14 protein-coding genes are annotated in these 13,132 nt (G+C 72.2%); 7 read left to right on the top strand and 7 right to left on the bottom strand.

Annotated features, from left to right (window positions below):
• Positions 1 to 4 precede the first annotated feature (4 nt).
• From BEK98_RS38805 to BEK98_RS38780, 6 genes are all read right to left on the bottom strand, one after another.
• On the bottom strand, positions 5 to 199 hold the full coding sequence (locus BEK98_RS38805; protein WP_094221469.1) for a hypothetical protein: 195 nt from the start codon (positions 197 to 199) through the stop codon (positions 5 to 7).
• A gap of 102 nt (positions 200 to 301) precedes the next feature.
• Entirely contained in the window at positions 302 to 1,165 is an 864-nt protein-coding gene (locus BEK98_RS38800; RefSeq protein WP_094221468.1) for a phosphatidylinositol-specific phospholipase C/glycerophosphodiester phosphodiesterase family protein, read from the bottom strand.
• Positions 1,166 to 1,338: 173 nt separating this feature from the next.
• On the bottom strand, positions 1,339 to 2,412 hold the full coding sequence (locus BEK98_RS38795) for an acyl-CoA dehydrogenase family protein (RefSeq protein ID WP_094221467.1): 1,074 nt from the start codon (positions 2,410 to 2,412) through the stop codon (positions 1,339 to 1,341).
• The gene (locus tag BEK98_RS38790) at positions 2,409 to 3,590 is read right to left on the bottom strand and encodes an acyl-CoA dehydrogenase family protein (RefSeq protein ID WP_094221466.1); all 1,182 of its coding nucleotides are present in this window, start codon (positions 3,588 to 3,590) and stop codon (positions 2,409 to 2,411) included. The genes BEK98_RS38795 and BEK98_RS38790 overlap by 4 nt, the downstream gene beginning before the upstream one ends.
• A complete protein-coding gene (locus tag BEK98_RS38785) occupies positions 3,587 to 4,558 on the bottom strand; it encodes an NADPH:quinone oxidoreductase family protein (protein ID WP_094221465.1) in 972 nt (323 codons plus the stop codon). The genes BEK98_RS38790 and BEK98_RS38785 overlap by 4 nt, the downstream gene beginning before the upstream one ends.
• A gap of 114 nt (positions 4,559 to 4,672) precedes the next feature.
• Complete coding sequence (locus BEK98_RS38780; RefSeq protein WP_094221464.1) at positions 4,673 to 5,254, bottom strand: helix-turn-helix domain-containing protein; 582 nt, start codon at positions 5,252 to 5,254, stop codon at positions 4,673 to 4,675.
• 78 nt (positions 5,255 to 5,332) lie between these two features.
• Between BEK98_RS38780 and BEK98_RS38775 the strand changes: the two genes are divergently transcribed.
• The 5 genes from BEK98_RS38775 to BEK98_RS38755 all read left to right on the top strand — a co-directional run bounded on the left by BEK98_RS38775 (position 5,333) and on the right by BEK98_RS38755 (position 10,018).
• The gene (locus tag BEK98_RS38775) at positions 5,333 to 6,262 is read left to right on the top strand and encodes an NAD(P)/FAD-dependent oxidoreductase (RefSeq protein ID WP_094221463.1); all 930 of its coding nucleotides are present in this window, start codon (positions 5,333 to 5,335) and stop codon (positions 6,260 to 6,262) included.
• A gap of 30 nt (positions 6,263 to 6,292) precedes the next feature.
• Positions 6,293 to 7,831 carry an ATP-dependent DNA ligase gene (locus tag BEK98_RS38770; protein WP_094221462.1) on the top strand — a complete coding sequence of 513 codons (1,539 nt, stop codon included), beginning with the start codon at positions 6,293 to 6,295 and terminating at the stop codon, positions 7,829 to 7,831.
• Entirely contained in the window at positions 7,828 to 8,301 is a 474-nt protein-coding gene (locus tag BEK98_RS38765; protein ID WP_094221461.1) for an NUDIX hydrolase, read from the top strand. The genes BEK98_RS38770 and BEK98_RS38765 overlap by 4 nt, the downstream gene beginning before the upstream one ends.
• Positions 8,302 to 8,376: 75 nt before the next feature.
• Complete coding sequence (locus tag BEK98_RS38760; protein WP_094221460.1) at positions 8,377 to 9,762, top strand: NADP-dependent succinic semialdehyde dehydrogenase; 1,386 nt, start codon at positions 8,377 to 8,379, stop codon at positions 9,760 to 9,762.
• A 25-nt stretch (positions 9,763 to 9,787) separates the two neighbouring features.
• Entirely contained in the window at positions 9,788 to 10,018 is a 231-nt protein-coding gene (locus tag BEK98_RS38755; RefSeq protein WP_094221507.1) for a DUF6213 family protein, read from the top strand.
• Between the two features lie 6 nt (positions 10,019 to 10,024).
• Here BEK98_RS38755 and BEK98_RS38750 read toward each other — a convergent pair whose 3' ends face one another.
• Positions 10,025 to 10,687, bottom strand: a complete 663-nt coding sequence (locus BEK98_RS38750) for a thiaminase II/PqqC family protein (RefSeq protein WP_094221459.1) — start codon at positions 10,685 to 10,687, stop codon at positions 10,025 to 10,027.
• A 164-nt stretch (positions 10,688 to 10,851) separates the two neighbouring features.
• On the opposite strand from BEK98_RS38750, the gene BEK98_RS38745 reads away from it, so the two are divergent.
• Positions 10,852 to 11,916, top strand: a complete 1,065-nt coding sequence (locus BEK98_RS38745) for a type III polyketide synthase (RefSeq protein ID WP_094221458.1) — start codon at positions 10,852 to 10,854, stop codon at positions 11,914 to 11,916.
• The gene (locus tag BEK98_RS38740) at positions 11,913 to 13,127 is read left to right on the top strand and encodes a cytochrome P450 (RefSeq protein WP_094221457.1); all 1,215 of its coding nucleotides are present in this window, start codon (positions 11,913 to 11,915) and stop codon (positions 13,125 to 13,127) included. The genes BEK98_RS38745 and BEK98_RS38740 overlap by 4 nt, the downstream gene beginning before the upstream one ends.
• Positions 13,128 to 13,132: the final 5 nt, after the last annotated feature.

The raw sequence follows: 13,132 nt of genomic DNA, 5'->3' as shown, positions 1-13,132 counted from the left end.
CGGCTCAGGGGCGCAGGCTGCCCACCAGATCGGCGGTCGCGGTGAGCCCGCTCTGGATAGTGGGCGCCATGGTGGTGCTGGCCATGTAGAAGCCGAGCAGCATGCAGACCAGGCCGTGCGAGATCTTCAGCGCGCCGTTGCGCATGAAGATCACGACAATGATCAGGAGCAGCAGCACCACAGAGATGGAAACGGCCATCGGGAACCTCCTCCGCCACGCCCCATGAGCGGCGTTCGGCCGTAAGTGTGGCGTAGCGGGGGGTTCGTCCGGGCGGCTGACATGTCCTCCGATCGTGTGGTGTTACACAAACGGGTGTGCGTCCAGGAAGGCCTCCAGGCTGGCGAGGTCGTCGGTGTTGAGGTAGTCGACGCCGCCCGCGAGGAGTTCCGTCCACAGGGCGTCCCGGGCCGCACCCGCCGTGTCCGGGGTGGCCCAGAACCGGATCTGCTGCACGCGCGCGTGGGCAGCGCCGGTGATACCGCGCAGCTTCTGGCGCTCGGCGTCCGGGAAGGGGCCCTCGCCCTGCCAGGTGAAGTTCAGCGTCCAGTTGTCGCTGATCAGCGGGATGAAGGAGGCGGGGGCCGCGCCGCCGAGGTCGGCGAGCCGGCCGTCGTAGAAGGCGCGGCGCTCGGTCTGGGCCTCCATCGGGACACGGGCCGCGCGGTCGCCGGAGACGACGGCGGTGACCGGGCCGGGGTGGACGCGGCCGTGCGCGTAGCGGGTGAGCAGGTGCGGGTAGCGCCTGAGGTGCCGGTCGAGTTCGACGTACGTCGAGGAGCCCTCGGTCTTGATGTCGATGAGGAGTTGCACCGGCTGCCGCCGGCCCCGGTACACGGAGCCGTGGTTGGCCTTGACGAGGGCGGCGAGCGGGTCGAGGTAGAGGGATTCGAGGGTGCGGGTCGGGTCCAGCTCGGAGGTGTCGTGGCCGATGAGCAGCTGGTCGCCGACGAGGAAGATGTCGGCCTCGACGCTGCCGAAGCGGTGGTCGAGGGCGTCGAACAGGGGCCGCGGGTGCTCGTAGTCGTTGTGGGCGTGCGCGTGCCACAGCGGGCGCGGGCCAGGGTGGCCGCCGCCCGCCCAGGCCTGGCCGGCGGGCAGGGCGACCGCACCCGCGAGGGCGGCGCCGAGGGTGGTGAGGGCTCTGCGACGGGTGGTGAGGGCCATGCGCTGCCTCCCTTGAGGGGCCGGATGGGACCGGGGAGAGTATGCGTGCGCTCTCCACTCAAAAGCCCCTGGCCTACAGGGAGTTGGCCGGACTGCTGCCCTCCGTTCACTTCGTGACGGGTGCGCACACGAAGAAGCCCGCCCCGGGTGGGGCGGGCTTCACTGGCTGTGCGTCAGGGCGCCTGGAGGTCGACCAGTTCGGCCAGGGCCTCCCGGTGGGCGCCTGCCGTGCCGTAGGCGATCGAGTCGGCCTTGGCCCGCTTCAGGTACAGGTGGATCGGGTGCTCCCAGGTCATCCCGATGCCGGCGTGGAGCTGGAGCGCCTCCTCGGCGGCGTGTACGGCGACCGGGGCGGCGTAGGCCTGGGCGACGGCCACGGTGACGTCGGTGTCCTCGCCGGAGGCCAGCGCGTCGGCGGCGGCGCGGGCGGCGGCCCGGAGGTTGACGACCTCCAGCCACAGCTGGGCGAGCCGGTGCTTGAGCGCCTGGAAGCCGCCGACCGGCCGGTTGAACTGCTTGCGCTCCTTCAGGTACCGGACGGTCTCGGTCAACGCCCAGTCGGCGACGCCGAGTTGCTCGGAGGCGAGCAGTCCGGCGGCGGCGCGCAGGGCCCGTCGTACGGCGGGTTCCGCGTCGCCGATGCGGCGGCCGGGCGCGCCGTCGAGGGTGACGGTGGCGAGCGGGCGGGTCAGGTCCAGCGAGGTCTGCGGGGTGACGGTCACCGCGTCGGCGGCCACCGCGTACAGCCCGCCGTCGTCGGCCGGGACGAGCAGGACGTCGGCGGCGGCCGCGTCGGCGATGCCGGTCAGCTCCCCGTGCAGGGTGCCGTTCTCCAGGCGTACGGCCTTGAGGGCGGCGCCCGGTGCCGAGTGCAGCCCGACCGCGAGGGCGCCGATGGTGCGCCCGGCGGCCAGGCGGCCCAGCAGCTCCTCGTCCCCGCAGGCCAGCAGGGCCTCGGTGGCCACGACGGCGCTGGTGAGGTACGGGACGGGCGCGACGGCCCGGCCCAGCTCCTCCAGAACGACGGCGACTTCACGGTGGGTGGCACCCTGGCCGCCCTGCGCCTCGGGCACCAGCAGCCCGGCGAGCCCCATGCCGTCGGCGAGCAACTTCCACAGGGCGAGGTCGTGCGGGGCGTCCGACTCGGTGCGGGCGATCACGCCGGCCGCGTCGCAGTGGTCCGTGAGCAGGTCGCGGACGGCGGCGCGCAGCGCCTCTTCCTCCTCCGAGTACAGCAGGTCGGTCATCGGGCGAGGTCCTTCCAGGCGACGTCCTTGTCGGTGCGCGGCTCGGCGGGCAGGCCCAGGACGCGCTCGGCGACGATGTTCAGCAGGACCTCGCTGGTCCCGCCCTCGATGCTGTTGCCCTTGGAGCGGAGGTAGCGGTAGCCGGCGTCGCGGCCGACGAAGTCCACCAGCTCGGGCCGCCGCATGGTCCAGTCGTCGTACAACAGCCCTTCCTCGCCGCGGAGTTCGACCTCCAGGCCGCTGATCTCCTGGTTGAGGCGGGCGAAGGCGAGCTTCATGCCGGCGCCCTCGGGGCCGGGCTGGCCGGCGACGAGCTGCTGGCGCAGGCGCTCGGCGGTGAACCGGGCGACCTCGGACTCGACCCAGAGCTTCAGCAGCCGCTGGTGCAGGTCGTGGGTGCGCAGTTCGGGGCGTTCCCGCCAGGTCTTCGCGACCGGGCCGATCATGCCGCCCTCGCGGGGCAGCCGCATGCCGCCGATGGCGACGCGCTCGTTGTTGAGCGTGGTCTGCGCGACCCGCCAGCCGTCGCCGACCTCGCCGAGGCGGCGGGAGTCGGGGATGCGGACGTCGGTGAGGAAGACCTCGTTGAACTCGGCCTCACCCGTGATCTGCCGCAGCGGACGGACGTCGACGCCCGGGTCGGTCATGTCGCAGATGAAGTACGTGATGCCCGCGTGCTTGGGCACGTCCGGGTCGGTGCGGGCGATGAGGATGGCCCAACGGGAGTTGTGCGCGCCGGACGTCCACACCTTCTGCCCGTTGACCACCCACTCGTCGCCCTCTCGCACGGCCCGGGTGCCGAGCGCGGCGAGGTCAGAGCCGGCGCCGGGCTCGCTGAACAGCTGGCACCACACCTCCTCACCGATCCACAGCGGTCGCAGATAGCGCTGCTTCTGCTCCTCGGTGCCGTATTTGAGGATCGTCGGGGCGGCCATGCCGAGCCCGATGCCGTTGCGGCGCGAGTCGTTGTCGGGAGCGCCGGCCGCCTCCAGCTCGGCGTCCACGACGACCTGCAGGGAGCGCGGGACATCGAGTCCGCCGAGGCCCGTTGGGTAGTGCACCCAGGCCAGCCCCGCGTCGAAGCGGGCCTTGAGGAAGTCGAGGGGGTCGGTGGCGGCGGGCGGATGCGCGGCCAGCAACTCCCGTGTGCGGCGGCGCAGTTCTTCGGCGTCGATCATGCGGCGGCTCCCTTGTCCATGACCACGGCCACCCGGCCGGTGGTCACCCCGTCGGCGACCCGCTGCACGGCGGCCGCGGCCTCCGCCAGCGGCACCCGCTCGCTCACCAGCGGCTTGATCGCGCCCTGGGCGGCCAGCTCGGTGAGCCGCTCGTGGCAGTGCAGGATCAGCTTCGGGTTCTTGGTGTTGTACAGGCCCCAGTGGAGGCCGAGGATCGAGTAGTTCTTCACCAGGGCGTGGTTGAGCGCGGGGCTCGGGATGGTGCCGCTGGCGAAGCCGACGACGACGATCCGGCCCTCGAAGGCGACGAGCTTGGCGGACTGGGCGTAGGCCGCGCCGCCGACGGGGTCGTAGATCACGTCGGCGCCCCGGCCGCCGGTGGCCTCCTTCACGGCCGCGACGACGTCCTCGGTGCGGCGGTCGACGACCACGTCACAGCCCAGCTCCCGGGCGACGGCGGCCTTGTCGGCGCCGCCGACCACGCCGATCACGGTGGCCCCGGCCGCCTTGCCGAGCTGCACGGCCGCGCTGCCGACGCCTCCTGCGGCGGCATGCACGAGCAGGGTCTCCCCCGCCTCCAGGTGGGCGCGGCGGTGCAGGCCGAACCAGCCCGTCTGGTAGCCGATGTGCAGCGCGGCGGCCTCGGCGTCGTCCAGCGACTCGGGCGCGGGCAGCAGGGCGCGGGCGTCGGCGAGCGCGTACTCGGCGAAGCCGCCGTGCGGCAGCACGGGGTTGGCGATCACCCGGCGGCCGTCCTCGGTCTCGGCGCAGATCTCCACCCCGGGCGTGAAGGGCAGCGGCGGCCGTACCTGGTACTGGCCCCGGCACAGCAGGGCGTCCGGGAAGTTGATGTTGGCGGCGCGCACCCGCAGCAGCACCTGACCCTCGCCGGGCGTGGGCCGCTCCACCTCCGCCAGGCGCATCACCTCGCTCGGCTCGCCGTTCTCGTGCACTTGCCATGCCTGCATGCGGGGCCTCCACGGGACTGCTTCGTCTGACCGGGTCCGACCGCATACTAAGCGGTCGCTTGCCATTCGCGAAACAGTCGGACGCGTCACTTCGCGCGCGTCACTTCGGACACGTCACTTACGAGCCGGCCGTGCCCGTACGTGCATCCGCTCGCCCTGCGGCCCGAACAGGCTCAGGAACTCCACCGGCCCCTCTCCGGTCGACCCGAACCAGTGCGGCACCCGGGTGTCGAACTCCGCCGCCTCCCCCGCCGACAGCACCACGTCGTGTTCGCCGAGCACCAGCCGGAGCCTGCCCGAGAGCACGTACAGCCACTCGTAGCCCTCGTGGGTGCGCGGCTCCGGCTCCTGGCTGCGTTGGGGTTCGCGGACCTTGAAGGCCTGGAGGCCGCCGGGCTGGCGGGTCAGCGGCCAGAAGGTGCGGCCGTGCCGTTCGAGGGGCTTCGCGCGCACCCGGGGGTCGCCGACCGGCGGGGCGCCGACCAGCTCGTCCAGCGGTACCTGGTGGGCCTGCGCGATGGGCAGCAGCAGCTCCAGGCTGGGTTTGCGCAGGCCGGACTCCAGCCGGGACAGGGTGCTGACGGAGATGCCGGTCGCCTCGGACAGCGCCGCAAGCGTCACCTCCCGCTCCTTGCGGATCCGCCGGAGCCTCGGGCCCACGCCCGCCAGCACGCCGTCGGTGCTCTCGGTGCTCATGCCCGTATTGCAGATTCGGCAAAGACGTTTGTCAACACGGCAGGGTGTGGGCGACCGTCGGGCGCGGAGGTGGTCACCATGACCGAGAACTGTGAAGTGGTGGTGGTCGGAGGCGGCGCGGCCGGTCTGTCCGCCGCGCTGGTGCTGGGCCGGGCCCGGCGGCGCACCCTGGTGGTCGACGCGGGCGAGCCGCGCAACGCGCCGTCCGCACACCTGCAGGGCTATCTGACCCGGGACGGCATGTCGCCCGCCGAGTTCCTGGCCGTCGGGCGCGAGGAGATCGCCCGGTACGGCGTGGAACTGGTCCGGGACCGGGTCGTGGACGCGACCAGGGGCGAGGACTTCACCGTGGTGCTAGCGAGCGGCCGGACCGTACGGGCGCGTCAGCTGGTCGTCGCCACCGGCCTGAAGGACGAGCTGCCGCCGGTCCCGGGGATCGCCGAGCGGTTCGGCCGGGACGTGGTCCACTGCCCGTACTGCCACGGCTGGGAGGTCCGGGACCGGGCGACCGGCGTGCTCGCGAGCGGCCCGATGAGCGTGCACCAGGCGCTGATGGTGACCCAGTGGTCGAAGGATGTGCGGTTCTTCCTGCACGAGGTGCGGGAGACGGAGCTGACGGACGAGGACCGGCGCAGGCTGGCCGCCGCCCGGGTGACCGTCGTACCCGGTGAGGTCGCGGAGGTGCTCGCCGAGGCGGACCGGCTCACCGGCGTCCGGCTCGCGGACGGCACGGTCCACGAGCGCGAGGTGCTGTACGTCGCACCACGGGCCGTTCCACAGAACGACCTGCTGGTGCGGCTGGGTGCGGAGCTGCGCGAGACGCCGTTCGGCAGTTTCCCGGTGATCGACGAGCGGGGCCTGACGACGGTGCCGGGTCTGTGGGCGGCGGGCAACGTGAGCGGCTTCGCCGAGCAGGTGGTGAACGCGGCGAGCCGGGGGTACCGGGCCGGTGCGGCGATCAACGGCGAGCTGCTCTTCGCCGACCTCGACGCGGCCGTGCGGGTGTAGAGCCCGCGCCTGCGGTGCAACCATGACTGCATGCTGCTGGCCCGGCTCGCCGAGGTGTCCCGGGAGGTCGCCGCGACGGCGGCCCGGTCCCGTAAGACCGCGCTGCTCGCGGAGCTGTTCCGGGACGCGGAGGCGGACGACGTGCCGATCGTCATCCCCTACCTGGCCGGACGGCTCCCCCAGGGACGGCTCGGCGTCGGCTGGAAGGTGCTGAGCCGCGCGGTCCCGCCGGCCGCCGAGCCCTCCCTGACCGTGCGGGAGGTCGACGCCCGGCTCGGCGAGCTGGGCAAGGTGTCCGGGGCCGGTTCCCAGGCGGAGCGGGCCCGGATCGTCGGCGAGCTGATGGGCGCGGCCACCGAGGCGGAGCAGCGCTTCCTGCACGGCCTGCTCACCGGCGAGGTCCGGCAGGGCGCGCTGGACGCGGTCGCCGTGGAGGGTCTGGCCCGGGCGACCGGCGCGGATCCGGCGGACGTGCGACGGGCGGTGATGCTCGCCGGGTCGCTGCAGACGGTGGCGCAGGCCCTGCTCGCCGAGGGGCCCGGGGCGCTGGACCGGTTCCGGCTCACGGTCGGCCGCCCGGTGCTGCCGATGCTGGCGCAGAGCGCCTCCTCGGTGGCCGAGGCGGTCGAGAAGCTGGGCTCGTGCGCGGTGGAGGAGAAGCTGGACGGCATCCGGGTCCAGGTCCACCGGGAGGGCAGCGCGGTACGGATCCACACCCGCACGCTGGACGACATCACCGACCGGCTGCCCGAAGTGACCCGGGCGGCCCTGGGGTTGTCGAGCGACCGGTTCATCCTCGACGGGGAGGTGATCTCCTTCGGCGCGGACGGCCGGCCCCGCTCCTTCCAGGAGATCGCCGGCCGGGTGGGCTCCCGTACCGACGTGGCGAAGGCCGCCGAGGAGGTGCCGGTCTCGCCGGTCTTCTTCGACGTGCTGCTGGTCGGCGGCCTGGACGTGCTCGACCTCCCGTTCGCCGAACGGCACGCGCTGCTGGTCGATCTGGTGCCCGGGCCGATGCGGGTCCGCCGGGCCGTGGCGTCGGGGCCGCAGCACATCCCCGAGGCGGAACGGTTCCTCGCCGACACCCTCGCCCGTGGCCACGAGGGCGTGGTCGTCAAGGCGCTGGACGCCCCCTACAGCGCGGGCCGGCGCGGTGCGTCCTGGCTGAAGGTCAAGCCCGTGCACACGCTCGACCTCGTCGTGCTGGCCGCCGAGTGGGGCCACGGCCGCCGCACCGGCAAGCTCTCCAACCTGCACCTCGGCGCCCGCAACCCGGACGGCACCTTCGCGATGCTCGGCAAGACCTTCAAGGGCATGACCGACGCGATGCTCGCCTGGCAGACCGAGCGGCTGCGGGAGCTGGCCGTCGCGGACGACGGCCGGTTGGTCACCGTACGCCCGGAACTCGTCGTGGAGATCGCCTACGACGGCCTGCAGCGCTCCTCCCGCTACCCGGCCGGCGTCACCCTGCGCTTCGCCCGCGTGGTCCGCTACCGCGAGGACAAGAGGGCCGAGGAGGCCGATACGGTGGAGGCCCTGCTGGCGGCCCATCCGGAGGTCAAGCCGTGACGGTGCGGACGACGAAGCGCAGCGCGGGACTGCTGTTGTTCCGGCACAGCGACGAGGGGCTGGAGGTGTTGCTCGGCCATATGGGCGGTCCCTTCTTCGCGAAGAAGGACGCGGGAGCGTGGACCGTGCCCAAGGGCGAGTACGAGCCGGACGAGCCCGCCTGGGAGGCGGCCCGGCGCGAGTTCCGGGAGGAGCTGGGCCTTGCCCCGCCCGACGGGGAGGCCGTACCGCTGGGCGAGGTCGCGCAGGCCAACGGCAAGATCGTGACCGTATGGGCGATCGAGGCGGACCTGGACCCGGAGGCGATCGAGCCCGGCACCTTCACCATGGAGTGGCCGCCGAGGTCCGGGCGGACCCAGGAGTTCCCGGAGCTGGACCGGGTGGCGTGGTTCGGGCTGGACCGGGCCCGTGAGCTGGTCGTCACGGCTCAGGCCGCGTTTCTCGACCGGCTGGCGGAGCACTCGGGCTGAAGGGGGTGCTACGCGTTGCGGTCGGCAGCGCCGCGCGCGAAGGTCGAAGCAAGACCGCTCCCAGGGAGGTCAGCCATGCCCATCGCGACGGTGAACCCGGCGAACGGCGAGACGCTCAAGACGTACGAGGCCATGGGCGAGGAAGAGCTGGAACGCCGGCTCCAGCTCGCCGAGGCGACGTTCCGCACGTACCGGACTACCACGTTCGCCGAACGCTCCCGACTGCTGAACAAGGCCGCCGACCTGCTGGACGAGGACCAGCAGGAGATCGGCCGGGTCATGACCACCGAGATGGGCAAGCCGGTCAAGCAGGCCCGCGCGGAGGCCGCGAAGTGCGCCAAGGCGATGCGCTGGTACGCCGAACGCGCCGAGGGACTGCTCGCCGACGAGGTACCGGCCGAGTCGGACGTGCGGGACTCCGGCGCCTCCCGGGTCCGGGTCCACTACCGGCCGATCGGGCCCGTCCTCGCGGTGATGCCGTGGAACTTCCCCCTGTGGCAGGTGATCCGCTTCGCCGCGCCCGCGCTGATGGCCGGCAACGTGGGCCTGCTCAAGCACGCCTCGAACGTCCCCCAGACAGCCCTGTACCTGGAGGACCTGTTCCACCGGGCGGGCTTCAAGGAGGGCTGTTTCCAGACGCTGCTGGTCGGCTCGGGAGCGGTCGACGCCATCCTGCGCGACGAGCGGGTGAAGGCAGCGACGCTCACGGGCAGCGAGCCGGCCGGGCGGGCCGTCGCCGCCACCTCCGGCGAGATGATCAAGAAAACGGTGCTGGAGCTGGGCGGCAGCGACCCGTTCGTCGTCATGCCCTCCGCCGACCTCGACCGGGCGGCGCAGGTCGCCGTGACCGCGCGGGTGCAGAACAACGGACAGTCGTGCATCGCGGCCAAGCGGTTCATCGTGCACACCGACGCGTACGACGCCTTCGCCGAGAAGTTCGTCGCGGGCATGAAGGCGCTGAAGATCGGCGACCCGCTGGAGGAGAGCACCGAGATCGGGCCGCTCTCCTCCGAGCAGGGGCGGGCCGACCTGGAGGAGCTGGTCGACGACGCGAAGCGCAGCGGTGCCCAGGTGCTGTGCGGCGGGGAACGCCCCAACTGGCCGGGCTGGTACTACCCGCCGACCGTCCTGGCGGGCATCACCCGGGAGATGCGCATCCACCGCGAGGAGGCGTTCGGGCCGGTCGCCACGCTGTACCGGGCCGGCGACCTGGACGAGGCGATCCTGATCGCGAACGACTCCTTCTTCGGGCTGAGTTCGAACGTGTGGACGCGGGACGAGAACGAGGTGGAGCGGTTCGCGCGGGATCTGGAGGCGGGTGGCGTGTACGTCAACGGGATGACCGCCTCCCACCCGGCGTTCCCGTTCGGCGGTGTGAAGCGGTCCGGGTACGGACGTGAGCTGTCCGGGCACGGAATCCGGGAGTTCTGCAACATCACCACGGTTTGGCAGGGTGCGTGAGCGCTGCGCGGCTACCATCCCGTTTGTGAACCGCGAAGTGACTCTGCCTCTGATCGTCGACGACCGCGGGTCCTTGCAGGTGGCTGCGGCCGACGTGAGTAAGTTGTTGCGGACCGTGGGTGGGCGGTGGCTGCATCTTGTCGAGGCCGGGGAGCAGCTTGATGAGGACACGGTGGCTGCGCTGACCATTGAGTTGGCGAAGCTGGCGGATCGTATCGACGTGGCGTGTATCGCGCACAGCAGTGGGGCGCCGTAGGTCGTCCTAGGGGGTTTCCCTCAGCGAGTCCCAGAACATCGCCTCGTAGGACTGAAGCAGACTTCCGTAGGTGTGCGCCATGTCGGTGTTCAGACGGCCGGTGTCCAGGGCCGTCTGTACCGCCGCCGTCGCCTGCGCGTCCAGGTCGGGGGCAGGTTGCGCGAAGAAGTCGAAGAAGGCGCTGGCCTCGTCCGAGAAGCCGTAGTGGCGGCGGAGGCCTTCGGCGATGCGGGCGCAATAGCCACCCCACGCCGAGAAGTTGGCGGTGAGGGCCAGGATCACGTCGGCCGGTGAGCCGTTGAGGGCCAGCCAGGCCACGTAGGCGGGGTAGGCCTGGCAGCCGGGGCGGGGTGGGTGGGAGCGGGTCCGCTCCTCGGTCACGCCGCTCTCCTCGGCGAACGCCGCCAGATGCTCCCCCGCCAGTGCCTCGCCCTCGGCGAGCGAGGTGAAGAAGGCGGTGGCCGCGGGGCTGTCGGCCGCGCGTTCGGCCAGGTGCAGGAAGGAGCGGTGGTCGGCGGCGATCACCCACCGCTGTTCCAGGGCCAGGGCGGCGAGGGTCTCGCGGCTCGCCTCGCCCCTGGCGATCAGCGGGACCAGGGAGTTGGTCTGGGGGTCGGGGGCGAGTCGGGCGGTCGTGGCGGCCAGTAGTTCAGCGGCCGTGAGCGTCATCGGGTCCTCCGAGGGGTCGTACGGGCTCCAGGTCCGATCCCTACCCGTTGTCCCCGATTCGGAGTAACCCGACGAGAGATAGTCGCCCCCTCGGGTGAACCTGGGTGGACCACCTTCTGACCGGTGGGCGCAGGCCCGCCGGACGGCGAAAGCAGGGACGGCTCATGGCGACTTTGTGCAGACCCTCGGTGTCCGTACCCGAACACGTGATCACGATGGAGGAGACGCTGGAGCTGGCACGTACGCACCACGCGGACCACCCCCAGCTGCCGCTGGCCCTCCGGCTGATCGAGAACACGGGCGTCCGCACCCGGCACATCGTGCAGCCCATCGAGGAAACCCTGAAGCACCCCGGGTTCGAGGAGCGCAACAAGCTCTACGAGGCCGAGGCGAAAGCCCGTGTCCCCGCGGTGATCCAGCGGGCCCTGGACGACGCGGAGGTCCTGACCTCCGACATCGATGTCATCATCTACGTGTCGTGCACGGGCTTCATGATGCCGTCGCTGACCGCGTGGCTGATCAACGAGATGGACTTCTCGTCCACCACCCGCCAGCTCCCCATAGCCCAGTTGGGCTGCGCGGCCGGCGGCGCGGCCATCAACCGGGCCCACGACTTCTGCTCGGCCTATCCGGAAGGCAACGCGCTCATCGTGGCCTGCGAGTTCTGCTCGCTGTGCTACCAGCCCACCGACCTCGGCGTCGGATCGCTGCTGTCCAACGGCCTGTTCGGCGACGGCATCGCCGCGGCCGTGGTGCGCGGCCGGGGCGGCACGGGCGTCCAGCTGGAGCGCAACGGCTCGTACCTGATCCCCAAGACCGAGGACTGGATCGCGTACGACGTCCGGGCGACCGGCTTCCACTTCCTGCTGGACAAGCGGGTGCCGACCACCATGGAGCCGCTCGCCCCGGCGCTCCAGGACCTCGCGGGCACGCACGGCTGGGACGCCGCCGACCTGGACTTCTACATCATCCACGCGGGCGGGCCCCGAATCCTCGACGACCTCAGCAAGTTCCTGCAGGTCGACCCGCACGCCTTCCGGTTCAGCCGGTCCACGCTCACCGAGTACGGCAACATCGCCAGCGCCGTCGTTTTGGACGCGCTGCGCCGGCTGTTCGACGAGGGCGGTGCCGAGCACCGGGCGCGCGGGCTGCTGGCCGGGTTCGGTCCCGGCATCACCGCCGAGATGACCGTGGGCCGCTGGGTCCAGGACGGCGGGATCACGCGATGAGCGAGGAGACCGTCACCGAGACCCTGCCCCCGGTCCGGCACTGGCCGGCCGTCGATCCGACCGGGACGGACTTCGACCCGGTGCTGGCCGACCTGATGCGCGAGGGTCCGGTCACCCGCGTCCAGCTGGCCAACGGCGAGGGCTGGGCGTGGCTGGTCACCCGGTACGACGACGTGCGCATGGTGACCGACGACCCCCGCTTCAGCCGCGAGGCGGTCATGGGCAGACAGGTGACCCGGCTCGCCCCGCACCACATCCCGGACCGGGGCGCGGTCGGCGTCCTGGACCCGCCCGACCACACCCGGCTGCGCCGCTCGGTCGCCGCCGCGTTCACCGCGAAGGGTGTGGAGCGGATCCGCGAGCAGGCGCGCGGCATGCTGGACGAGCTGGTCGACGAACTCCTCCAGGACGGCCCGCCCGCCGACCTGACGGCGACGATCCTCAGCCCCTTCCCGATCGCGGTGATCTGCGAGCTGATGGGCGTCCCGGCGGCCGACCGGCATGCCATGCACACCTGGACCCTGCTGATCCGGTCCTCCGCGCACGGAAAGGAGGCCGGCGAGAAGGCCAGGCGCGAGATGAGCGCCTACTTCTCCGACCTCATCGGGCTGCGCGAGGGCAGCCCGGCCGAGGACGTCACCTCGCTGCTCGGCGCCGCCGTGGGCCGGGGCGAGGTCACCCTGGAGGAGGCCGTCGGCCTCGCCGTCCTCCTCCAGATCGGCGGCGAGGCGGTCACCAACAACAGCGGGCAGATGTTCCACCTGCTGCTGACCCGACGCGACCTGGTCGAACGGCTGCGCTCCGACCCCGCGATCCGCCCGCGGGCGATCGACGAACTGCTGCGCTACATCCCGCACCGCAACGCCGTCGGCCTCCCCCGGATCGCCCTGGAGGACGTGGAGATCGGGGGCGTACGGATCCGCGCGGGCGACCCGGTCCACGTCTCCTACCTGGCCGCCAACCGCGACCCGGACGTCTTCCCGGACCCGGAGGCGATCGACTTCTCCCGCAGCCCCAACCCGCACGTGGCGTTCGGCTTCGGCCCGCACCACTGCCCCGGCGGCATGCTGGCGAGGCTGGAGTCGGAGCTGCTGGTGGACGCCCTGCTGGACCGGGTGCCGGGCCTGCGGCTCGCCGTACCGCCCGGGCAGGTGCCTTTCCGGAAGGGCGCGTTGATCCGCGGGCCCGCGGCCCTGCCCGTGACGTGGTGAGCGGC

The sequence above is a fragment of the Streptomyces diastatochromogenes genome, from assembly GCF_002242805.1.
GTDB lineage: Bacteria > Actinomycetota > Actinomycetes > Streptomycetales > Streptomycetaceae > Streptomyces > Streptomyces diastatochromogenes.
The sequence above is the reverse complement of the archived record's forward strand: the minus strand, read 5'-3'. Positions and strand labels throughout refer to the sequence as shown.

Excerpts from the sequence above, each read along its gene's own strand:
- BEK98_RS38805 (WP_094221469.1), bottom strand. The coding sequence starts at position 199 with ATGGCCGTTTCCATCTCTGTGGTGCTGCTGCTCCTGATCATTGTCGTG.
- BEK98_RS38800 (WP_094221468.1), bottom strand. The coding sequence starts at position 1,165 with ATGGCCCTCACCACCCGTCGCAGAGCCCTCACCACCCTCGGCGCCGCC.
- BEK98_RS38795 (WP_094221467.1), bottom strand. The coding sequence starts at position 2,412 with ATGACCGACCTGCTGTACTCGGAGGAGGAAGAGGCGCTGCGCGCCGCC.
- BEK98_RS38790 (WP_094221466.1), bottom strand. The coding sequence starts at position 3,590 with ATGATCGACGCCGAAGAACTGCGCCGCCGCACACGGGAGTTGCTGGCC.
- BEK98_RS38785 (WP_094221465.1), bottom strand. The coding sequence starts at position 4,558 with ATGCAGGCATGGCAAGTGCACGAGAACGGCGAGCCGAGCGAGGTGATG.
- BEK98_RS38780 (WP_094221464.1), bottom strand. The coding sequence starts at position 5,254 with ATGAGCACCGAGAGCACCGACGGCGTGCTGGCGGGCGTGGGCCCGAGG.
- BEK98_RS38775 (WP_094221463.1), top strand. The coding sequence starts at position 5,333 with ATGACCGAGAACTGTGAAGTGGTGGTGGTCGGAGGCGGCGCGGCCGGT.
- BEK98_RS38770 (WP_094221462.1), top strand. The coding sequence starts at position 6,293 with ATGCTGCTGGCCCGGCTCGCCGAGGTGTCCCGGGAGGTCGCCGCGACG.
- BEK98_RS38760 (WP_094221460.1), top strand. The coding sequence starts at position 8,377 with ATGCCCATCGCGACGGTGAACCCGGCGAACGGCGAGACGCTCAAGACG.
- BEK98_RS38750 (WP_094221459.1), bottom strand. The coding sequence starts at position 10,687 with ATGACGCTCACGGCCGCTGAACTACTGGCCGCCACGACCGCCCGACTC.
- BEK98_RS38745 (WP_094221458.1), top strand. The coding sequence starts at position 10,852 with ATGGCGACTTTGTGCAGACCCTCGGTGTCCGTACCCGAACACGTGATC.
- BEK98_RS38740 (WP_094221457.1), top strand. The coding sequence starts at position 11,913 with ATGAGCGAGGAGACCGTCACCGAGACCCTGCCCCCGGTCCGGCACTGG.